Annotated in this window: 18 protein-coding genes and 1 tRNA gene; 10 read left to right on the top strand and 9 right to left on the bottom strand. The window is 74.3% G+C overall.

Annotation, left to right across the window (positions count from 1 at the left end; genetic code table 11):
- Window positions 1-152 precede the first annotated feature (152 nt).
- The gene (locus tag ACS5RC_RS09135; protein WP_478343541.1) at window positions 153-1,088 is read left to right on the top strand and encodes an AEC family transporter; all 936 of its coding nucleotides are present in this window, start codon (window positions 153-155) and stop codon (window positions 1,086-1,088) included.
- A 30-nt stretch (window positions 1,089-1,118) separates the two neighbouring features.
- Here ACS5RC_RS09135 and ACS5RC_RS09130 read toward each other — a convergent pair whose 3' ends face one another.
- Window positions 1,119-2,030, bottom strand: a complete 912-nt coding sequence (locus ACS5RC_RS09130; RefSeq protein ID WP_478343540.1) for a UDP-3-O-acyl-N-acetylglucosamine deacetylase — start codon at window positions 2,028-2,030, stop codon at window positions 1,119-1,121.
- A 376-nt stretch (window positions 2,031-2,406) separates the two neighbouring features.
- Here ACS5RC_RS09130 and ACS5RC_RS09125 point away from each other — a divergent pair, with 376 nt between their 5' ends.
- The 5 genes from ACS5RC_RS09125 (at window position 2,407) to ACS5RC_RS09105 (ending at window position 6,229) form a co-directional block, all read left to right on the top strand.
- The gene (locus ACS5RC_RS09125; RefSeq protein WP_478343539.1) at window positions 2,407-3,093 is read left to right on the top strand and encodes a Crp/Fnr family transcriptional regulator; all 687 of its coding nucleotides are present in this window, start codon (window positions 2,407-2,409) and stop codon (window positions 3,091-3,093) included.
- Window positions 3,094-3,096: 3 nt separating this feature from the next.
- A complete protein-coding gene (locus tag ACS5RC_RS09120; protein WP_478343538.1) occupies window positions 3,097-4,164 on the top strand; it encodes an ABC transporter ATP-binding protein in 1,068 nt (355 codons plus the stop codon).
- Complete coding sequence (locus ACS5RC_RS09115) at window positions 4,161-5,081, top strand: ABC transporter permease (RefSeq protein ID WP_478343537.1); 921 nt, start codon at window positions 4,161-4,163, stop codon at window positions 5,079-5,081. The genes ACS5RC_RS09120 and ACS5RC_RS09115 overlap by 4 nt, the downstream gene beginning before the upstream one ends.
- Window positions 5,078-5,842, top strand: coding sequence for an ABC transporter permease subunit (locus ACS5RC_RS09110; RefSeq protein ID WP_478343536.1), 765 nt, complete (start codon window positions 5,078-5,080; stop codon window positions 5,840-5,842). Before ACS5RC_RS09115 ends, ACS5RC_RS09110 begins: the two co-directional genes overlap by 4 nt.
- Before the next feature lie 225 nt (window positions 5,843-6,067).
- Window positions 6,068-6,229, top strand: a complete 162-nt coding sequence (locus ACS5RC_RS09105) for a Flp family type IVb pilin (protein ID WP_478343535.1) — start codon at window positions 6,068-6,070, stop codon at window positions 6,227-6,229.
- An 83-nt stretch (window positions 6,230-6,312) separates the two neighbouring features.
- Here ACS5RC_RS09105 and ACS5RC_RS09100 read toward each other — a convergent pair whose 3' ends face one another.
- A complete protein-coding gene (locus tag ACS5RC_RS09100) occupies window positions 6,313-8,472 on the bottom strand; it encodes a glycosyltransferase family 2 protein (protein WP_478343534.1) in 2,160 nt (719 codons plus the stop codon).
- Window position 8,473: 1 nt separating this feature from the next.
- Window positions 8,474-9,529: a hypothetical protein gene (locus tag ACS5RC_RS09095; protein ID WP_478343533.1), complete on the bottom strand. Its 1,056-nt coding sequence runs from the start codon at window positions 9,527-9,529 to the stop codon at window positions 8,474-8,476.
- A 263-nt stretch (window positions 9,530-9,792) separates the two neighbouring features.
- Here ACS5RC_RS09095 and ACS5RC_RS09090 point away from each other — a divergent pair, with 263 nt between their 5' ends.
- From ACS5RC_RS09090 to ACS5RC_RS09080, 3 genes are all read left to right on the top strand, one after another.
- The gene (locus ACS5RC_RS09090; RefSeq protein WP_478343532.1) at window positions 9,793-10,548 is read left to right on the top strand and encodes a class I SAM-dependent methyltransferase; all 756 of its coding nucleotides are present in this window, start codon (window positions 9,793-9,795) and stop codon (window positions 10,546-10,548) included.
- 54 nt (window positions 10,549-10,602) lie between these two features.
- Window positions 10,603-11,589: an alginate O-acetyltransferase AlgX-related protein gene (locus ACS5RC_RS09085; protein WP_478343531.1), complete on the top strand. Its 987-nt coding sequence runs from the start codon at window positions 10,603-10,605 to the stop codon at window positions 11,587-11,589.
- 218 nt (window positions 11,590-11,807) lie between these two features.
- Window positions 11,808-11,882, top strand: a tRNA-Val gene (locus ACS5RC_RS09080).
- A gap of 217 nt (window positions 11,883-12,099) precedes the next feature.
- On the opposite strand, the gene ACS5RC_RS09075 is transcribed toward ACS5RC_RS09080, so the two are convergent.
- Entirely contained in the window at window positions 12,100-12,990 is an 891-nt protein-coding gene (locus tag ACS5RC_RS09075; protein WP_478343530.1) for an NmrA family NAD(P)-binding protein, read from the bottom strand.
- A 259-nt stretch (window positions 12,991-13,249) separates the two neighbouring features.
- Between ACS5RC_RS09075 and ACS5RC_RS09070 the strand changes: the two genes are divergently transcribed.
- Window positions 13,250-14,533, top strand: a complete 1,284-nt coding sequence (locus ACS5RC_RS09070) for an NAD(P)/FAD-dependent oxidoreductase (RefSeq protein ID WP_478343529.1) — start codon at window positions 13,250-13,252, stop codon at window positions 14,531-14,533.
- 15 nt (window positions 14,534-14,548) lie between these two features.
- Here ACS5RC_RS09070 and ACS5RC_RS09065 read toward each other — a convergent pair whose 3' ends face one another.
- The 5 genes from ACS5RC_RS09065 to ACS5RC_RS09045 form a co-directional block, all read right to left on the bottom strand.
- Window positions 14,549-15,736, bottom strand: a complete 1,188-nt coding sequence (locus ACS5RC_RS09065; protein ID WP_478343528.1) for a DUF2778 domain-containing protein — start codon at window positions 15,734-15,736, stop codon at window positions 14,549-14,551.
- Window positions 15,737-16,134: 398 nt separating this feature from the next.
- Window positions 16,135-16,560 carry a hypothetical protein gene (locus ACS5RC_RS09060; RefSeq protein WP_478343527.1) on the bottom strand — a complete coding sequence of 142 codons (426 nt, stop codon included), beginning with the start codon at window positions 16,558-16,560 and terminating at the stop codon, window positions 16,135-16,137.
- An 81-nt stretch (window positions 16,561-16,641) separates the two neighbouring features.
- Entirely contained in the window at window positions 16,642-17,760 is a 1,119-nt protein-coding gene (locus ACS5RC_RS09055) for an ABC transporter substrate-binding protein (RefSeq protein WP_478343526.1), read from the bottom strand.
- The gene (locus ACS5RC_RS09050; RefSeq protein WP_478343525.1) at window positions 17,757-19,196 is read right to left on the bottom strand and encodes a sensor histidine kinase; all 1,440 of its coding nucleotides are present in this window, start codon (window positions 19,194-19,196) and stop codon (window positions 17,757-17,759) included. The genes ACS5RC_RS09055 and ACS5RC_RS09050 overlap by 4 nt, the downstream gene beginning before the upstream one ends.
- Before the next feature lie 9 nt (window positions 19,197-19,205).
- Window positions 19,206-19,940: a response regulator transcription factor gene (locus tag ACS5RC_RS09045; protein ID WP_478343524.1), complete on the bottom strand. Its 735-nt coding sequence runs from the start codon at window positions 19,938-19,940 to the stop codon at window positions 19,206-19,208.
- Between the last annotated feature and the right edge of the window lie 96 nt (window positions 19,941-20,036).

The following is a 20,036-nucleotide window of genomic DNA, read 5'->3' as shown; positions in this document are numbered from 1 at the left end:
CGCGTGCGGGAAGGGTGCGCGTGCGGGAAGGGTGCGCGTGCGGGAAGGGGTGCGTGTTCGGGACCAGGTCGCGCGTGCGGGAAGCGGGCGCGAGGGGAACCGCCCGGTGAGGCGGTGCCCCGGCGCGCCGGGGCCGCTATAGCTCGACCGTCATGACCCTCACCATCCTCGCGGCCCTCGTGCCGATCGCGCTCCTGATCGGCCTCGGCGCGGGGCTGCGCCGTCTCGGCCTCCTGGCCGAGGGCTTCTGGCCTCAGGCCGAGCGCCTCGCCTATTTCGTGCTGCTGCCGAGCCTCCTGCTGCACAGCCTCGCCACCGCCCGGCTCGAAGGGGTGCCGGTGGTCGGGCTCGCGGCCGTGCTGGTGCTCTCGACGCTCGCGGTCGCGGCCGTGATGCTCGCGATGCGTCCGCTGCTGCGCGTCGACGGGCCGGCCTTCACCTCGGTGTTCCAGGGCGGCGTGCGCTTCAACAACTATGTCGGCGTCTCGGCCGCGGCCGGGCTCTACGGGGCGCAGGGGGTGGCGCTGGCGGCCGTCGCGAACGCCGCGATCGTGCCCACCGTCAACGTGCTCTGCGTGCTGGTCTTCGCCCGCTTCGGCACGGCCGGGCGGCCCTCGCCCGCGGCCCTCGCCCGGCAGATCGCCCTGAACCCGCTGGTCGTCGGCAGCCTCGGGGGCATCGCGCTCCAGGCGCTCGGGACCGGCCTGCCGCCGGGGATCGAGCCGGTGCTGCGGGCGCTCGGGCAGGCCTCCCTGCCGCTCGGCCTGCTCTGCGTCGGCGCGGCGCTGGATTTCGGGACGGCGCGGAGCTGGGTCCGGCCGGTGGCCTCGGCCTCCCTCGTCAAGTTCGGGCTGATGCCGGCCATGACCGTGCTCGCCTGCCTCGCCCTGGGGCTGAAGGGCCCGGCCGCGGCGACGGCGCTGCTGTTCCAGGCCCTACCGACCGCCTCGTCCTCCTACATCCTGGCGCGCCAGCTCGGCGGCGACGCGCCGCTGATGGCCGGCATCACCGCGACCCAGACCGTGCTGGCGGGCCTCGCGCTGCCCCTGGTGCTGACGGCCCTTCTCGGCTGGGCCGGCCTCGGCTGACGTGGGGCGGGCGGCGTGAGGCGGGCGCCCTCAGGCCAGCTCCCAGGCGCTCCGGTCGTTCATCAGCGCGGCGATGAGGGCGTGGTTCAGCTCGTGCCCGGTATGGGCGGCGGTGAGGTGGCCGAGCACCGGGTGGCCCGCAAGCGCCAGGTCGCCGACGAGGTCGAGGATGCGGTGGCGGACGGGCTCGTCCGGCACGCGCATGCCGCCGACGATGCGGCCGCCGACGATCCCCGCCGTGCTCCGGAGCGTGGCGCCGCGCAAGACCGGCTTGCGGGCCACCCAGGCATAGAGCTTCAGCGGCACCGCCCATTTCAGCCGGCCGAAGCTGCGGGACGGGGCGAGATCCCGGTCGAAGCTCTCGGCATCGACGGCGCCCGACCAGTGCATGGCGGGGAAATGCGCGAGCGCGAGCTGCGCCGTGACGCGCAGGCGGTCGCAGGGCTCGACGCGCAGGCTGCGCTCGCCCTCCTGCACCGAGACCGGGCGCAGGACCCGGATCGACGGGCGCGGGGCGTCGAGTTCGGTCCGGCCGGCGGCGCGGATCGCGGCGCACCAGGGCGCGGCGCTGCCGTCGAAGATCGGCAGCTCCTCGGCATCGATCTCCACGACGGCGTTGTCGATGCGGTGCGCGGAGAGGGCCGCCATCAGGTGCTCGACGGTCCGCACCAGCACGCCCTCGGGCGCGCGCAGGGCCGTGCAGAGCGGCTGGCGCTCGCGCAGGTGCCAGAGCGCGGGCACGTCCAGGCTGCCGCCGCGCTTGAGCGCGCGCCGGAACACGATGCCGGTGCCGGCCGGCGCCGGCACGACCCGCACCCGGGTGTGGCCCCCCGTGTGCAGGCCGGGGCCCGACCGGGCGAAGGCCTCGGCCAGGGTCGCCTGGCGCGGGGCGGCCTCGGGCACGGGACGGGTCGTCGCGGCGGGCTGCGGGGCGGGTTGCATGGCGGGCGCCTCAGTCCCGGGACCGGCCGAGGGACCGGGCAGGCTGGCATCGGCCGGTCCGACGCGTCATGGGCGATCCCCCCGGACCGATGGTGATCGGCTGCGCTAGCGCAGCGCCCCGGCAACTTCAAGGTGCCGCGCCCTCGTGCCGGCGTGCGGCTTTCCATCCACGCCTATCCGGTCCGGCCGCCCGCGCCCGCCTTGACCGGGCCGGAGGCTGCCGTCACCATCCTGTCCGGGATCCCCCACGGGAGCCCAGCCCCGTCCGACGTTCGGGCCCGGCCGCTCCGCCCGGCGTGCGGATCCCGCAAACCTGACCGTTCCGAGCGCCGGGGCCGCGCGACGGGACCGGGCGACCACCGAGGGGCTGAACCGGATGGCCCGGCTATCCACCATACCGTTCTTCAAGGAGCCGGGCATCGATCTCGCGCCGTTCGAGCCGCGCTGCCATTGGCGGCGCTTCGACGAGCAGGAGGTGCTGGTCGATTTCGACGACATCTCCACCGACGTCTATTTCCTGGCCTCCGGCGAGGTGCGGATCCTGAACCGCACCCAGTCGGGCAAGGAGGTCATCCTCGGCGAGATGCGCGGCGGCGCCTTCTTCGGCGAGCTGTCGGCGATCGACGGGGTCGGGCGCTCGGCCAATGTCACGGCGCTCACCCGCGGCGAGGTCTGCGTGGTGCCCGCGCCCGTGTTCCGCCAGATCGTGTTCGCCTCCGAGCCTATCGCCGACCGGCTGTTCCGGCTGCTCGCCAAGCGCGTGCGCGAGCTGAACACCCGCCTGATGGAGCACGCGCTGCTCGATCTGCGCCACCGGCTCTACGCCGAGTTGCTGCGCCTCTCGGTGCCCCGCGCCGGCGGCGGCGAGGAGCGCGTGGTGAGCCCGCCGCCCTACCATCACGTGCTCGCCGCCCGCATCGGCTGCCGCCGCGAGCAGGTGACGCGGGAATTCACCGTGATGGCGAGCGAGGGCCTCGTCGACCGCACCCGCGGCGCCCTGGTGATCCGCCGGCCGGACCTCCTGGAGGCCCGGGTCGCCGAGGCGCTGCGCGAGGACAGTTGAGGCGTGGCTGACGGCCCGGAGCCCGCGCCGCTCCTGCGCCTCGCGGGGATCACCAAGCGGTTCGGCGGCGCGAGCGCCGTCGACGGCGTGGACCTCGCGCTCGGCGCGCGCGAGATGCTCTGCCTCCTCGGCCCCTCGGGCTGCGGCAAGAGCACCCTGCTGCGCCTGATCGCCGGGTTCGAGCGGCCGGATACGGGGACGATCCGGCTGGGCGAGCAGGATCTCGCCGCGCTGCCGCCGCATCGGCGGCCGGTGAACATGATGTTCCAGTCCTACGCCCTGTTCCCGCACATGAGCGTGGCGGCCAACGTCGCCTACGGCCTGTCGGAGCGCGGGCCCGCGCGCGCCGAGCGCGTCGAGAGCCTGCTCCGCCTCGTGCGCCTCGACGGGTTCGGGGACCGGCGCCCGGACACGCTGTCGGGCGGCCAGCGCCAGCGCGTGGCCCTCGCCCGCGCGCTCGCCCGCTCGCCCAGGGTGCTGCTCCTCGACGAGCCGCTCACCGCCCTCGACCGCACCCTGCGCGAGGAGACGCAGACCGAGCTGCGCGCGCTGCAGCGCCGGCTCGGCACCAGCTTCGTGGTGGTCACGCACGATCCCGCCGAGGCGATGCGCCTCGCCGACCGGATCGGCGTGATGGATCGCGGGCGCCTCGTGCAGCTCGGTCCGCCGGAGCGCCTCTACGAGCGTCCGGCGAGCCGCTACGTGGCGGGGCTCCTCGGCGACGTGAACCTGATCCCAGGCCGGCTCGGGCCCGAGGCGGCGGGGCCCGCGCGCCTTGTCGAGACGGGCTTCGGGCCGCTGCTGGCCCGCGCGCCCGACGCCGCGCTCGGCCCGGGCGACGCCGTGGTGGTGGCCCTGCGCCCGGAGCGGGTCGGGCTCGGCGCGGACGGGCCGCAGGGCACCGTCACCGAGCGGCTCTTCCTCGGCGACCGCGTCCGTCGCACCCTGCGCATGGCGGACGGCACGCTCGTCCGCGCCAGCGGGCCGCCGGAGGCCGGCGAGACGCACCCGGTCGGCGCGCTGGCGGGCCTCGGCGTCCCGGCCGAGGCGGCCACGATCCTGCCCGCATGAGCGCGCCGGACCCGACGCCGCGCGGCGCCTGGCGGGCACGGGCTGCGCGCCTGCCCCCGCTCCTGTGGCTCGGCGCCTTCTTCCTCGTCCCGTTCCTGATCACCCTGAAGATCAGCCTCTCCGACGCCGCCACCGCGATGCCGCCCTACCTGCCGGTGCTGGACTGGCAGGGCGGGCTGGAGGGCTGGTCGTCCTTCCTCGAGGCCCTCGACTTCGAGAACTACGCGATGCTCGCCGGCGACGCGCTCTACCGCGACGCGGCCCTGAGCTCGCTCGCCTACGCGGCGGCGGCGAGCGCCCTCCTCGTGCTCCTCGGCACGCCGCTCGCCTACGCGCTCTCTCGCGCCTCGGCCCGCTGGCAGCCCCTGCTCGTGGCCCTGGTGGTGGTGCCGTTCTGGACGAGCTTCCTCATCCGGGTCTACGCCTGGATCGCGATCCTCAAGCCCGAGGGCCTGCTCAATGCCGGGCTGCTCCGCCTCGGGCTGATCACGGCGCCGCTGGAGATCCTGAACACGCCCGCCGCCGTGATGATCGGGCTCGTCTACGCCTACCTGCCCTTCATGGTCCTGCCGCTCTACGCGGTGATGGCCCGGATCGACCCGGCCCTGCGGGAGGCCGCGGCCGATCTCGGGGCCGGCCCGGCCCGGGTGTTCCGGACCGTGACGCTGCCGCTCGCCGCCCCCGGGATCGCGGCGGGCGCGCTGCTCTGCTTCATCCCGATGGTCGGGGAGTTCATCATCCCGGACCTCCTCGGCGGCTCCGACACCCTGATGCTGGGTCGCGTGCTCTGGAGCGAGTTCTTCTCGAACCGCGACTGGCCGCTCGCCTCGGCGGTGGCCGTGCTGCTCCTCGCCCTCGTGATCGGCCCGGTGATCCTGTTCCGCGATGCCGGGCGGACGGCGGAGGCCGCCCGGTGAGCCCGTTCACCCGCACCGTGCTCGCGCTCGGGCTCGCCTTCCTGTACGCGCCGATCCTCGTGCTCGCCGCCTACTCGTTCAACGCGTCGAGTCTCGTCACGGTCTGGGGCGGGTTCTCGACCCGCTGGTACGCGGCCTTGCTGGCCGACGAGCCGCTCCTGTCCGCCGCCTGGGTCTCCCTGCGGGTGGCCCTGCTCGCGGCCCTGATCGCCACGCTGCTCGGCACCCTGGCGGCGCTGGCGCTGGAGCGGCACGGCCGCTTCCGCACGCGGAGGCTCCTCGTCGGTCTCGTCTTCGCCCCGATGGTGATGCCGGAGGTGATCATCGGCCTGTCGCTGCTGCTGCTCTTCGTCGGGATCGGGCTGGAGCGCGGGCTCGCGACCATCGTGATCGCGCACGCCACCTTCTGCACCGGCTTCGTCGCCGTGGTGGTCGGTGCGCGCCTGCGCGGCCTCGACCGGACGCTGGAGGAGGCCGCCGCCGATCTCGGCGCCGGCCCGCTGCGGGTGTTCTCCACGATCACCCTGCCGCTGCTCCTGCCCGCGCTCGCCGCCGGCTTCCTGCTCGCCTTCACCCTCTCCCTCGACGATCTCGTGATCGCGAGCTTCGTCTCGGGGCCCGGCGCCACCACCCTGCCGATGCGGCTCTACAGCCAGGTCCGCCTCGGGGTGAACCCGGAGATCAACGCGGCCTCGACCCTGCTCGTCGGCGCGGTCACCCTCGCGGTGCTCGCCGCCTCGCGCCTCTCCGCCCGGCGCTGATCGGCCGCCGCGCCGGCCTAGGACGAGATACAGCCCAGCGCCGTCGCGACCCTCGCCGCCTGAGCGTATGCGTGCAGGAAAACTACCTCAAGATGCAATTCACAGCTTCAAGGAGCATTCTCACGAGTCCGTGATTTTCGACATAAGACATTAATCTCTGCCGGACAGGATACCCAGACCGAGGACGGCGGTCTGGCACCGTCCGCCGAAGCGAGAGACGACGCCATGACGCTGCTAGCGCGGTTCACGAAGGACGAGGGCGGGGCGACCGCGATCGAGTACGGCATGATCGCCGCCCTGATCGCCGTCGTCATCATCGGTACCCTGAAGATCATCGGCACCCAGCTCGATGCCAAGTTCAACAGCATCTCGTCGCAGCTGAACTGATCGGGCTCCGGAGCGAGGACCTCTTCGGGCGGCGCACGGCCCGGCTTGCCAGGATGGATCGACCCCGGCCGATCCGTCCGCACCTAGAGCCGGTAATGCGCCGAGATCCGCGAGAGATTGATGTTGTAGTAGGGGTCGGCGCGCAGCTGCGCTCCCCAGCGCTCCTGCATCACCGCGGTCTCGGCCTGGAAGCGGGCCCGCTTTTCCGGCGTGTCCTCCGGTCCCCGGCTCTTCGATTCGTGGTGCGTCAGCCGGGCGAAGGGCGTCCACAGGATGCGGTAGCCGGCGGCACGGATCCGCAGGCAGAGATCGATGTCGTTGAAGGCGACCTTGAGGCGCTCCGCGTCGAAGCCGCCGAGCTCGGCGAAGATCGCGGCCCGCATGGCGAGGCAGGCGCCCGTCACCGCCGAGACCTCCTGGACGAGCTGGAGGCGGGCGAAATAGCCCGGATCGGCGTCCGGCAGCCCGAGATGGCTGTGGCCGGCGACGCCGCCGATGCCCAGCACCACGCCGCCATGCTGCACCGTGCCGTCGGGATAGAGCAGCTTGGCGCCGACCGCGCCGATCCCGGGCCGGATCGCCTGCGCGACGAGCTCGGCGAGCCAGCCCGGCTCGATCACCTCGACGTCGTTGTTGAGGAACAGCAGCACCGCCCCGCTCGCGGCGGCGGCGCCGCGGTTCGACAGGTCCGAGAAGTTGAACGGTCCCGGGGCCGGCAGCACGTGCAGGCGGAGATCGTCCCGGTAGGCGGCGAACAGCGCCGCGGTCTCGGGCTCGCGGCTGTCGTTGTCGACGACGACGACCTCGAGGTCGGGGTAGTCGGTCGCGCGAAACAGCCCGTCGAGGGTGACGCGCAGCAGCTCGGCCCGGTCGCGCGTCGGGATGATCACCGAGACCCGCGGCGGCGGCGCGGGCAGCGGCCGGACCACGCGGTTGAAGCCCAGCGGGCCCCGCTCGGCCCGGGCGCCCTGGCGCGCCGCCACCTCCTGGGCCGCCCGCAGCCGGGCCGCCTCGGCCCGGGCGAGCGCCCGGTCTGAGAAGGTGCCGGAGCCGCCCGCCGCGCGCCAATGGTAGAGCACGAGCGGGATGTGCCGGATCCGGGCGGGGTCGAGCCCCTCGGTCAGGCGCAGCAGGAGGTCGTGATCCTGGCTGCCCTCGAAGCCGGGACGCAAGCCCCCCGCAGCCCGCACCGCCTCGGTGCGGAGCACGGTGAGGTGGTTGATGTAGTTCTGGCCGTAGAGCAGCTCGCGGTCGAAATCCGCCTTGAAATGCGGCTCGAAGCGGCGCCCGGCCGCATCGACCTTGTCCTCGTCGCTGTAGATCAGCACGAGGTCGGGATCGCCCCGGACCGCGCAGGCGACCTCGTAGAGGGCGTTCTCGGCGAGCAGGTCGTCGTGGTCGAGGAAGGCGGCGTAGGGGCCGCGCGCCAGCGCCAGCGCATCGTTCGTCGCCCGGGCGATGTGCCCGTTCTCGGGGCGGCGCACCACCCGGATGCGGGCATCCCGCGCCGCCATCCGGTCGATGAGGCCGATCACGGCGGGATCGCGCGAGGCGTCGTCGCACAGGCAGAGCTCCCAGTGCGGGTAGAGCTGCGCCTGGACCGAGCGGATCGCCGCCCGCAGCACCCGCGGCGCCGGATCGTGGACCGGCATCAGCACCGAGATCAGGGGCGGACCGGCCCAGGCGGCGACCTCGGCCCGGATCCGGGCGCGGTCGGCCCGGCTCAAGGATGCCGAGCGGCGGATCCAGGCCGCGTATCCGCTCTCGCGGCGATGGCGCAGGGCCCGGTCGAGGAAGGCGCGCCCGCGCACCCGCTTGCCGAGGCCGCGCCACCAGACGGCGCGCAGGGTCAGGCCGGGGTCGCGCAGCGCCGCCCGGGCGACGAGGGCGGGGCGTCCGCGCCGGCGGATCTCGATCCGGCTGAGCGAGAGCGGGCGGCCGGGCACGAGGCCCGTGATCCGCAGGGCCGCCACATCCTCCGGCAGGCGCCCGGTCCAGGCGAAGACGCCGCCCCCGAGCGCCTCCTCGGCGAGCGGCGGCCCGGGCTTGGCGGGCGCGCCGGCCAAAAGGCTCATCAGCAGCCGGGCGTTGCGCGCGGCGCCCGGATCGTCCGTGAGCGTGATGGTGACCCAGGCGCCGCCGAACTCCGCCGCCGCGAGATCGAGGCCGATCCCGTCCGGCCCGTGCCGGAGCGGCAGCGGGCGGGCGCGCAGGCCCTCCACCAGGACCGCCTCGGCCGCCACGCTAGCGCGCCCAGCCCTTGGCCAGGGAGGCGGTGACCGCATCCGACATGGCGACGTCGAAGATCAGCATGTCGTCCACCGCGCGCACGCTGCGCAGCCGCTCGGCCAGCGCCAGGGTCTCGTCGGGGATCGGGGCGGGCACCGGCGGGGCCGCGTCGAGGCCGAGCCTGTCGAACAAGGTGGAGACGAAGGCCTCGTAATAGTCCCGGTGGCCGACGATGCCGATGCGGGCCAGGATCTCGATGGCCACGATCGAATTGCCCGGATGCACCCGGTCGTCCGGCATCCGGGTGCCGAGCTGGCGCGTCAGGGGGTTGTAGAGCATGTGGTAGGCCGGCTCCGGCAGCATCCGGAAGAAGCGCTTGAGGCTGCGCAGGTCGGTGTAGTCGTAGTCCGCGCAGAAGCGGGCGGCCTCGAGATGGCGTCCCAGGCGCCAGGCGCGGCCGGATTCGGATTCTGCTCCGAGGGATTCGCCCCGCGCCTTCAGCCAGAGCATCCGCGCCGCCATCTCGACATGGGGATCGTGCAGCAGGATCGTCGAGAGCATCAGGTCGGGGGTGAAGAATCCCTCGTAGCGGGGCACCACGATCGCGCCCGCCATCAGCGCCGAGGGCACGGTGCGGCAGCCGAGGGCGCTGGACAGCATCTCGTCGGAGAGGCGCTCCAGCCCGAAATGGCATTGCTGGAAATGCCCGAACAGGGCCGTCTGCAGGGCGATCTCCGGGTGGATGCTGGTGTTGATCAGGAGCATCCGCTCCTGCACCAGCGCCTCGCGCGGCGCGCGCCGGTAGACCAGCACGTTGGTGTCGGCGTCGTAGATCTCGAGCCGCGGCAGGCCGGACAGGCCCGGGACCTCGGCCTCGCCGATCAGGAAGGTGCACTGGCCGGTGGAGTGCCAGCCGTTCTCCTTGAACACGGGCTCGACCACGCTCGCCTCGACCTCGGCCACGCGCCGCCCGTCCACGGCGACCACGGCCCGGCTCACCGCCAGCGGGTTGTCGGGCACGATCCACCCCCGGATGAGGTCGCCGTTGTCGAAACCGATGAAGAAACGCATCTCTCGTCGCTGCGGCAGCCATGCCGGCGGCACGCGCACGGGGAGGCGCGCGGGCAGGGCGGATTCCGGTCAGACGGGGCCATAGCGTATTTTGCGCGCCGGTACAGCGTCGCGCCGAGCCCGGCAGCCCCGCCCCGCCGGCGCGGGAATGCGCCGCCGCTTGATCGGGCCGGACGGCCCGGCTACCGGCTGGAGGGCCGGGGCGGGGACCGCGCGCCCCGGGGCGGCGATCGGCGTGGGCGGCAGAGGGGATGATTCGAGGCTTGGCGATCCGGACCGAACTCGAGCGCCACCCGGAGAGCTTCGTCCGGTGCGACGACCGCGCCCGCCCGCGCTTCCCCTACCGCCCGACGTTCCGGCTCGCCGACGCGGAGGCCCGGGCCGAGCGCGAGCGCCGCAGCGCCGCCGCGCTTGCGCTCGCAGCGCGGATCGACCCGGGCGGCGCGGACGCGGCCGAGCGCGCCAAGATCTTCGAGATGGCCTACCATGGCCGCGGCGACAGCCTCGAATTCGGGACCGGGGCGGGGTGCGCCACGGCGCTGATCGCCGCCGCGATCCGGGCGCGGCCGGCCCGCCGGGTGCCGGCCTGGCTCACGCGGCGCCCGAGGCATCCGCGCGTCTTCACCGCCGACCGGAGCCTGGAGGCGCAGGCCCAGGCCCGGACGGCGCTGGCGCGCCTCGGCCTCGTCGAGACCGTCCGGTTCCTGCCCCAGGACGCGGTGCTGGCCACCATCACCCTGATCGAGCTCGGCCGCAGCTTCGATTTCTGCCTCGTGGACCATGCGCGGGCCTACGCGACGCTGGCGCCCCTCTGCCGCATGCTGCCGGACGTGATCGACCCGGGCGGCTTCCTGCTGTTCCGGACCTATCTCGATGCGCCGACCGGCTCGGGCGCCGAGCCCGACGACGGCGACGAGACCGGGTCCGGGGTCTGCCGGGCCGCCGCGCACGACCTCGACGCCAGCGCCTTCGCGTTCTTCGGCACCTACGGCCGCGCGGCCCTCTACCGGCGGCTGTGATGCGCGCGCCGCCGGCCCGCGAACGCGCCACTGCGACCCTGCCGGGATGGTCCCATGGCGGATGATCCGAGCGAGCATTTCCACGCCGGGCGGGACGGGTGGCTGTTCGTGATCTCCGGCAGCAACAACGTCATCAACCAGTTCAGCAAGGCGTTCTACATCACCTACCAGATCGAGACCTGGCGCGGCGTGATCCTCGCGCGGCGGCAACGCCTCGCGGCCCTCGGCATCACCTACCGGCACGTGGTGGCGCCGGAGAAGCTCACGATCTACGATTGCCATCTCGACGGCATCACGGTGGACCAGCGCCTGTCGCCCGCCCGCCGGCTGACCCGGGGCCTGCTGCGGCGCCCGCGGCGCTGGCACCGCGTGCGCGGCCTCGGCGACATCCTGCGCCTGCGCCGAACCTGCATCGACCTCGTCGCGCCGATGCGCGCGGCCCGCTTCGCGCGGGAGCTCTACTACCGCACCGACAGCCACTGGTCCTTCGCGGGCTGTCATCTCGCCTACCTGGAGATCTGCCGCGCGCTCAGAGCCGCTCCGTGCGCGGACCTCGCCACCCGGCCCGCCCGGCAGGACGCGTTCATCGGCGACATCGGCGCGCATTTCGATCCGCCGCGCGGCGAGACCATCGCGGTCCACGAGCGCCAGCGCCACGCGGTGCGCCGCTACGCGAACCCGGCCGTCGCGCTTCTGGAGGCCGGGCGGCTGAAGACCCCGCTGCACCGGGGCGCCCACGTGATCTACGAGAACGCGCACGCCCGGGACCGCCGCCGCGTCGTCCTCTTCGGCGATTCCTTCGCGAGCTACGAGCCGACCATGCTGACGATCCTGCTCGCGGAGACGTTCCGGGAGGTCCACTTCGTCTGGAGCACGGCGCTCGATTACGGCTACATCGCCCGCGCGCGGCCCGACATCGTGCTGACCGAGATCGCGGAGCGCTTCATGGCGCAGGTGCCGGACGACCGCTTCGACGTGATCGCCTACACCGAGGCGCGCTACGCCGCCGAACTGGCGGCCTGCGAGGGCGCGGAACCGTGATCCGCGCGGACCCGGATCGACCGCGCGCGGGACCCGCTTGCACGCCCGCCCGACAGCGGCTATAGCCGCGCCACACCGGAGCCGAGGCGCTCCGGGCCGGGCGCGTCGCTCAGCGGACGAGCGCTACCTCGACGGGGTAGCGGCGAGTTCCGTTCAGTCGCCGATCCGGATTGACTATTTCGGCGGTTTCGGGCTTGACGGCCTGGGCCGGTCGGAACGGAGACGTAGCACAGCGGTAGTGCATTCCCTTGACATGGGAAAGGTCACAGGTTCGATCCCTGTCGTCTCCACCATCTCGGTCTCCGATCGGAGATGGTTTTTCCGGAAATCACATCCCAGCGCTCTAGTTCGCGTCCGGCCGGCGACGACGCATGGCGGACCCGGACAGCCTCGCCCAGCCATGGTGCCGGGATAGTCTGAGACTGCAGAAACTCGTTCAGATTGGTTGGGGTCGACGTCGCGCGTCGGCGTGATTCGCCGGCGCTAGCGGGAGCGTCGCTTCCGAAGACCTCAACGTCCCGCCAGCACCGCCTGCACCCCGGTCCAGTGCAGATCGGAGTAGCGCGCGGTGTCGAGCGGGACGAGGCGGCCGCGCCCCTCGAACATGTCGCGCAGGTATTGCATGCCCTGCCAGGCGGGAAACACGGCGCCCCGCCCCGGCGCGAGGAGGCGGGCCGCCGCGATCATCGGCCCGAGCATGGCCGTGCCGCCGACCCGCAAGGTCCGGAACGGGGTGCCGGTCACCGCGCCCGCATCCGCCGCGAGGCGGCGCGGGCTGCTGACGGCGCCGGCGATGCGCAGGATCCGGGGCGTCTCGGGGTCGAGCGCCGCCGCGGCGGTGAAAGCCGCGGTGTCGTCCATCGTGGTGAAGTCGAGGGGCTGGTCCGGGTCTCCCCAGTAGAGCACCCGCCGCCAGGAGAACTGGATCAGCGGCATCTGGCCCGTCAGCATGTCCATGAAGGCGCCGTTGAGGATCGAGGTGGCCCGGATCGGCGCGGCGTCGAGGCGGGCGTGGAAGGCGCGACGCAGGTCGAGGTTGCGGTTGCGGCCGGGCTCGGTCCGGGTGAAGTCGAGGGCGAAATCGGACGGGATGAAGCGCGGCACCCCGGCGGCGACCGCAGCGTCGAGGAGGGCCGTCTGGCTGCCGAGGATCGTCGCCTCCAGCCCGTTCAGGGTCGAGACGACGCAGCCCGCGCCCGCGCAGGCCGAAGCGAGCGCCCGCGCATCGCCGAGGTCGGCCGCGACCACCGCGACGCCCGCCCTCTGCAGGGGCTCGAGCCGCCCGGGGACGGTGCCGGGCCGGACCAGGGCGCGCACCGCCGCGCCCCGCTCGCGAAGGGCCCGCGCCACGCGCAGGCCGAGGGTGCCCGTCGCACCCGCGAGAACGATTGGGCCGCCCATCGCCACCGCCTCCGATCCTCGATGCGAGCGGAGCCGGTCCGGGTCGCGACACGGAACGGCTCCGGATCTCCTGTCGCGCCGCGCTCCCTCCCGCCGAACCGGGCGCCGTCTCGGCGGACAGCCTTCTAAGAGCGGGCCGCCCTGACCCGTTCCGAGCCCGCGATGCGGTGGATGCGCCCTGCCCATCCGTCATCACGGGATGGCGGTCCGTGCCGAGGGGTCTATGCAGGGACCCGGACAGGCAGACCGGGGAAACCGCATGGCCGATCAAGGGGCCGAGCAGAGGGCCGAGATCGTGGTGATCGGCGGCGGCATGGTCGGGCTCGCCTCGGCGATCGCGCTCCGCGAGCGGGGATGCGACGTCCTGCTGATCGATCCCGGCGAGGCCCGTGCCCGAACCTCGTTCGGCAATGCGGGCGTGATCAGCCGCGGCTCGATCTTCCCGATGGCGAGCCCGGCGCTGTGGCCGAAGCTGCCGGCCTACCTGCGCAACGCCGACCGGGCCCTGCGCCTGCGCCGTCTCCACCTGCCCCGCATCCTGCCCTGGACGCTGCATTTCTTGGCGGCGGCGCGGACCGCGCGCTGGCGCCGGGCAGCGGAGGCCCTGCTGCCCCTCACGAGCGCCGCCTATCCGGCGCATCGGCGGCTCGCGGAGCAGGCCGGCACCGAGCGGCTCCTGCGCCGCACCGGCTGGCTCAAGCTGTACCGCACGGAGGCCGCCTTCGCGGGCGCCGCCCTGGAGCGCGCGATCCTGGCCGAGCACGGCGTGGCGGCGGAGATCCTCGACGGGCCCGCGCTCCGCGACCTGGAGCCCGCGCTGGTGCGCCCCTATGCCCGCGCCATGCTGCTGCCCGAGACCGGCGCCGTCGAGGAGCCCGGCCGCCTGATCGAGGCCTGCGAGGCGCTGTTCGCCGGGCTCGGCGGGCGCAGGCTCGGCGGCGCCGTCCGGGGCCTCGCGCCGGACGACGAGGGCTGGATCCTGACCCATCCGGCGGGGACGGTCCGGGCGCGGCAGGTCGTGGTCGCGGCGGGCGCGGCCTCGGGCGAGATCCTGCGCCCGCTCGGCTACCGCTTCGCCTTCGCGGCCGAGCGCGGCTACCACCAGCACCATGCCCTGCATCCCGACAGCCCGGCCCTGACCCGGCCGGTGCTGGATACGGGGGCCGGATCGATCATCGCGCCGATGGGCGCGCACCGGGTGCGGATCCTGTCCGGGGTGGAATTGAACGCGCGCACCGCCCCGCCCGACCACGTCCAGATCGAGGCGGCGGTGCGGGAGGCGGCGGGCACGCTGCGGCTCGGCGGCGCCCTCGACAACCGGCCCTGGCTCGGCGCGCGCCCCTCGACGCCGGACGGGCTGCCGGTGATCGGGCGCGCCCCGCGCCATCGCGGCCTGATCCTGGCCTTCGGCCACGGCCATATCGGGCTCTCGACGGGGCCGGTCACCGGGCAGCTGGTGGCGGAGCTCGCCACCGGCGCGGCCCCGTCCATCCCCCTGGCTCCGTTCGCCCCGGAGCGGCTGCTGCGGCTGCCGCGCCTCTAGGCGGTTCGGGGCCGGTTACCGCCCGAACAGCCGGGAGGCGATGGCCGGCAGGGCGCTGCCGCGGCCGCCTGCGACGACGACGAGGCGGCGGACGTCGCCGCGCAGGTAGGCCTGCAGGAAGCGGTTATAGTCCCTGAAGGAGACGCAGCCGTTCGAGGCGCCGTTGGGGCCGAGCATGTAGGTGTGGGCCAGCAGGCCGACGCGGCCGTGGATGGCGGACGGACCGCCCACGGGATTGAGCCGGATCGCCCGCACGCCGTGGAACAGGGCCTCGCGCTCGCGCAGGTCGTAGGTGCCGGGCGGGGTGGCGCCGCGCATGGAGAGATGGACGTAGCGGGGATCGTCCATGCTGGCGCCGAGGCCCGAATGCGCCTCCAGCTGCTCGCCGTTCGGCAGCGTCACCGTGCGGGCGCTGATGTCGTAGATCGCGGTGCCGGCCTCGGGGGCGAGATCGGGCCCCGGGACGACCGAGCGGCGGCCGGGCGTCACGCCGGGATCGACCGACGCGTAGGCGAGGGCGGAGCCGGTCTCGGGCCGGGTGCCGAACACCGCGTCGAAGAAGGAGCGGTCGGCCTCGGCGGCCTGGGTCGCCGCCTGGGCGGCGCGCGCGCGGGACACGGGGCGCTCGGCAAGCCGCGTCGGCAGCGACCGGAGGGCGAGATCGGCCGGACGCGGCACCGGCAGGGGCACGGTCTGGGGGCCGGATTGCGGGGCCGCCTGAGCCTGGGCGATCTCGCGGGCGACCTCCTGCGCGACCTCTCGCTCGGCGGGGACGGAACGCGTCCCGGCCGGACGGCGCTCGGCGAGGCGGACCGGCGCGCTGAACGGGATCGCGGCGACCCGGCTCTCGGCGGGCGCGGCTTCGGCGAGCCGGGGCTCGGCCGGAACCGGGAAGGCGGGCGCGAGCGGGGCGCTCGTGGCGAGGGCGGCGGCGCGCGGGCCGAGCACGGGGTTGGGATCGAGCAGCCAGGCGTAGCGGCCCGCCGCGGCGGGGGCCTCGACCTGCGCGGCGGGGCGCGCCGGAGCGGCCGGCGGGGCGAGGGCGGGGGTGAATGCGGGGGCGACAGGGGGGACGGGCTGCGGCCCGGTCAGCCGGCCGACGGCGACGCCGGCCAGGACGAGAGGGACGAGCAGGCCGAGGAGGCGGCCCCGCGAGCGGCGGCGGCGGACGAAGCGGCCGGGCGAATACGCGTCGTCGTACATGCGGGGCTACTCGGATACGCGTGTCCCGCCCGGACGATCGCGGATCGGCGCGCCCGTATTCGCGGACGTGAACCGATGATCTGCGATGGTCTGTTTAGGGAAACATCAACCTTGAACGAGGCCCATTCAGCCGCGTTTTGGTTAATTCCGGGTCAATCACCCACCTGTTCCTGCGATCCGGCACGGCACATCTCGCGGGAGGCTCCGGCAATTGCGGATCGTCCCGGGGCCAAGCCGCATCGAGCAGCCGATGCCGCGCCGAACCGCCTGATGCCGCGTCGTGCCGCCGATCCGGACCGGCGCCCCACAGCGGAACGCCGCGCCCCCGGGAGGGCGCGGCGTTCCGATTCCGTCACGGTGCGGGGCCTGCGGCCGGGATTTGGCCGCGGGCGCCGGCCTCAGTCGAGGCGCGGCGTCAGGCTGTGGGCCGGTCCCGAGCGGCTCGCGGCCGGGCGGATCGGGTCGTGCCAGCGGGCGGCGCCGCGATGGAGGTTGAAGCGCAGGGGCCGGTGGAAGCCGCGCGGCGCGGCGCGGTGGGCGCGGACATGCGCGCGATGGCCCCGGTGATAGCCGTAATGGCGCCGGTAATGCCCGTAATGGCGGTGGCGGCGATGGTGGTGCCAGTGCCGCCGGTGGCGGTGCCAGCGGCGGTGATGCCGGTGATGCCGGCGCCAGTGCCGGCGGTAGCGCACCTCGACGAGCCCCGTATCGGCGGCGGCCGCGAGTCCCGGCACCATCGGGGGCACCATCGCGGCGGCGCCGCGCGGCGCGGCGGCCACGAGGCCGCAGCCGAGCGCCAGCATGACCATCAGCTTCCTGAACACGCCGATCCCTCCAAGCTTGGGCGGCCGATCCGCCCTGCGGCTAACGCCCACGCACCCGAGAGGGTTTCGCCCTCCGGTCGCCTAACGCGCCGGCGGCGCGGCCGCGGCGGGCGGGCCCGCAGCCGGCGCGCCCTTTGCTGGCCCGATCGCGGCGCGCCACTCGCCGAGGAGGCGGGCGCGCTTGGCCCGGTCCTGGATCGCCAGGAGTTCCGGGCCGATCTCGATCGGGCGGACCGCGGCGGCGTTCGGGGAGAGCGCCGCGCCCTCGGCCTCCGCCACCGGCGCGCCGTCGAAGCCGAAGGCGAAGCTGCCCGCCCGGGCCGTGCGCTGGCCGCGCTCGGACAGCAGGTACTGGACGAAGGCGCGGGCCGCCGCGGGCTCCGGCGCGGCGGCGGGCACGAACACCGCCCGGCTCAGCACCACGGTGTAGTCGCGCGGGACGACGACGTGCAGCCGCGCCCCGCGCCGCACCGCCGCCACCGCGTAGGAGCCGAGCAGGTTGTAGCCGATAACGAGGCGACCGCTGGCGAGGAGTTCGAGGATGTCGGTGGTGCAGCAGCTGAGCGACACGTCGGCGCGCCCGAGCGCCTCGATCAGGCGCCCGAAGATCGCGCCGTTGCGGGCGTCGTAGGCGGAGAACAGGTAGCCGATGCCGGAGGTGGTGACGTCGTAGCTGCCGACCCGGCCGGCATAGCGCTCGGGATGGCTGCGCAGGAGCTCGATCAACCCGGCCCGGCTGCGGCGCATGTCCTCGGGCGGCACCGCGTCGGCGTTGTAGACGATCACCGCCGGCTCGAAGGTGAAGCCGAACAGCTCGTCCCGCCAGCGCGTCCAGCGGGGCAGGGGGCTCGTCTCGGCGAGCCCGAGCTTGGCCGCGCAGCCGTCGTTGACGAGCTTCACCAGCTGATCGACCGAGGAGGACAGCACGAGGTCGATCCCGCCGGCCCCGGCGCAGGCCGCCTGCATCCGGGCGTAGAGCTCGGCGGTGACGTACTCGGTATAGACCACCGCGACGTCGGGCCGGCTCGCCTGGAAGTCGCGGATCAGGGGGCGCATCGCCGCGAGGTCGGTCGCCGCGTGCAGGGCGATCACCGCCCGCTCGGTGCCCGGCGCCGGGAAGCGCGTGGTCTCGACGGCGCGTGCCGGCCACGCCGCCGCCAGGGCAGCCAGACCGAGGAGCAGGCGGCCCGCGCGGATCATGGCGCCGCCCCCGGCTCGGCCAGCGGGATCGCGACCGTCGCGGCGAAGCGCCCGTCGGGAAGCGTCGCGAAGGCGAGGCGCCCGTCATGGGCGCGCACCACGTCGCTGGCGATGGAGAGGCCGAGCCCCGCGCCCTTGGCGCTCCCGCCGCCCTCGAAGGGGCGCGTCACCCGCTCCCGGTCGGCCGGCGGGATGCCCGGCCCGTCATCCATCACGGCGATCGTCCCGCTCGTCCCGTCGCGTCCCACGGCGATCTCCAGCCGGCTCGGCGCGCCGTGCTTCAGCGCGTTGCTCACGAGGTTGACCACCACCTCCCGCAGGCTGACCGCGTCGCCCGCGACGCGGACCGGGGCGTCGGGTCCGTCGAAGGCGAGGTCGACCGCGCGCTCGAGCGTGCCCGCCACGTCGACGAGGACGCCGCGGGCGAGCGGCACGAGGTCGACGGCCTCGAAGCGCACCGCCTCGACCCGGTGGCTCACCATCGCGTGGTCGAGGAGCTGGTTGGTCAGGCGCGCCAGCTCGCCCGCGCGGGCCTGCACGCGCAGGAGCCGGGCGCGCTGCGCCGACGGATCCTCGGCGGACCAGACCAGCATCTCGATCTGCCCGGTCAGCGCCGTCAGCGGTGTCCGGATCTGGTGGCTGGCCTCGGCGACGAAGCGCTGCAAGGCGGCGAGGTGCCGGGCGAGACGCTCGGTGAAGCCGTCGATCGCCCCGACCAGGGCGGCGATCTCGCGCGGGGCCTCGACGGGGATCGGCGCGAGATCCTTGGGGTCGCGCGCGCGCATCGCCCGCTCGACCCGGGCGAGGGGGGCGAGCGCCAGCCGGACGGCCAGCAGCGCCGCGAGGAAGCCGAGCAGCATCATCGCGCAGAGGAGGCCCAGAGCCTTGACCGTGAGGTCGCGGGCGAGCCGGCCCCGCGCGTCGGTGGTCTGGGCGAGCGCCACCTCGACGGTGCCGGGCACCGCGGCATCCGGGATGTAGCGGCGGACCCGGACATGGCGGATGGCGCCGCCGCGGAAGCGCCCGTCGCCGAAGGTCGGCGCCGGGCCGGCGCCGGCGAGCGGCAGGGCGGCAGCGAGATCGTCGTAGCCGGTGAGCAGGGTGCCGCCGGGCGCCGTCCCGGCGGCCGTGCCCGTGTCCGGCCCGGTGGTCGTCACCGCGTAGAAGACCCGGTCGTCGGCGGCGAGCGCCAGGGTCTCGAAGGCCGCGAAGGGCGGATCGACGAGCAGGCGCCCGTCCTCCACGTAGGCGCTCTCGGCGATCTGGAGCGCGGCGGCCAGCAGCAGGCGGTCGTAGGCGTCGTCGGCGGCCGAGCGGGCATAGGAGGCCGCCAGGATGCCGAGAGCGAGGCCCGTCGCGGCCATGACGGCGGCCACGAGGGCGATGACGCGGCGATAGAGCGACGGGCGCCCCGCGCCCCGGGCGATCCCCAGCATGCGGCCCGCCTAGCAGGCCGACTTGGGCGGGGGCGGCTTGGGCGGAGACGGCTTGGGCGTGGCCGCCCGCGCGGCCTCCGGGCGGGGCGCGAGCTGGTAGCCGAGGCCGCGCAGGGTCCGGATCTCGACCTCGGAGAGCGAGAGCTTGCGGCGCACGCGGGCGACGTATTGCTCGACGGCGTTCAAGCTCGGATTGTCGTCGAGGCCGAACAGGCGGTCGAGCAGCTCGTCCTTGCCGAACACCCGGCCGGGGCGCGCCGCGAGGATCTCGAGCAGCGTCAGCTCGCGCCGCGTCAGCTCGACGGGAACGCCCGCGACGGTGACCGAGCGGGTCGCCCGGTCGATGGCGATGTCGCCGCAGATCAGGGCGTTCGTGGCTTCCCCGGCCGAGCGGCGCAGCAGCGCCCGCGCCCGCGCCTCGAGCTCGCGGAAATCGAACGGCTTCAGCAGGTAGTCGTCGGCGCCGAGATCGAGCACGCGCACCCGCTCCTCGACGGTGCCGCGGGCGGTGAGCACGAGGACCGGGCTCGCATCGCCGCGTCCGCGCAGGGCCTTGAGCACGGCGGCGCCGTCGCGGCCGGGCAGGGTCAGGTCGAGGACGATCAGGTCGTAGCGCTCCGTCGCCAGGATCTCGTGAGCCTGCGCCCCGTCCGGCTCCCAGTCGACACTGTGTCCGATGCGGCGAAATCCGGCGACGATGGATTCCGCGATCTCGGCAGTATCTTCCACGACCAATATCCGCATCGGCGGGGCTGAGCCTCTAAAATGTTTCGCGCTCGCTCGATTGTCAGGTTGGCGTCAGTGTCGTGGGCTACCCGTCGCCGACAATATCAACCTACA

The organism is Methylobacterium sp. HJ2 (assembly GCF_056431005.1).
Note: the sequence above shows the minus strand (reverse complement) of the source record. Positions and strands in the feature narration are given on the sequence as shown.

Bases quoted from the DNA above. Each gene is read 5' to 3' on its own strand.
- ACS5RC_RS09105 (WP_478343535.1), top strand. From the start codon at position 6,068: ATGACGCTGCTAGCGCGGTTCACGAAGGACGAGGGCGGGGCGACCGCG.
- ACS5RC_RS09125 (WP_478343539.1), top strand. From the start codon at position 2,407: ATGGCCCGGCTATCCACCATACCGTTCTTCAAGGAGCCGGGCATCGAT.
- ACS5RC_RS09065 (WP_478343528.1), bottom strand. From the start codon at position 15,736: ATGTACGACGACGCGTATTCGCCCGGCCGCTTCGTCCGCCGCCGCCGC.
- ACS5RC_RS09045 (WP_478343524.1), bottom strand. From the start codon at position 19,940: ATGCGGATATTGGTCGTGGAAGATACTGCCGAGATCGCGGAATCCATC.
- ACS5RC_RS09055 (WP_478343526.1), bottom strand. From the start codon at position 17,760: ATGATCCGCGCGGGCCGCCTGCTCCTCGGTCTGGCTGCCCTGGCGGCG.
- ACS5RC_RS09115 (WP_478343537.1), top strand. From the start codon at position 4,161: ATGAGCGCGCCGGACCCGACGCCGCGCGGCGCCTGGCGGGCACGGGCT.
- ACS5RC_RS09135 (WP_478343541.1), top strand. From the start codon at position 153: ATGACCCTCACCATCCTCGCGGCCCTCGTGCCGATCGCGCTCCTGATC.
- ACS5RC_RS09075 (WP_478343530.1), bottom strand. From the start codon at position 12,990: ATGGGCGGCCCAATCGTTCTCGCGGGTGCGACGGGCACCCTCGGCCTG.
- ACS5RC_RS09050 (WP_478343525.1), bottom strand. From the start codon at position 19,196: ATGCTGGGGATCGCCCGGGGCGCGGGGCGCCCGTCGCTCTATCGCCGC.
- ACS5RC_RS09130 (WP_478343540.1), bottom strand. From the start codon at position 2,030: ATGCAACCCGCCCCGCAGCCCGCCGCGACGACCCGTCCCGTGCCCGAG.
- ACS5RC_RS09070 (WP_478343529.1), top strand. From the start codon at position 13,250: ATGGCCGATCAAGGGGCCGAGCAGAGGGCCGAGATCGTGGTGATCGGC.
- ACS5RC_RS09085 (WP_478343531.1), top strand. From the start codon at position 10,603: ATGGCGGATGATCCGAGCGAGCATTTCCACGCCGGGCGGGACGGGTGG.
- ACS5RC_RS09095 (WP_478343533.1), bottom strand. From the start codon at position 9,529: ATGCGTTTCTTCATCGGTTTCGACAACGGCGACCTCATCCGGGGGTGG.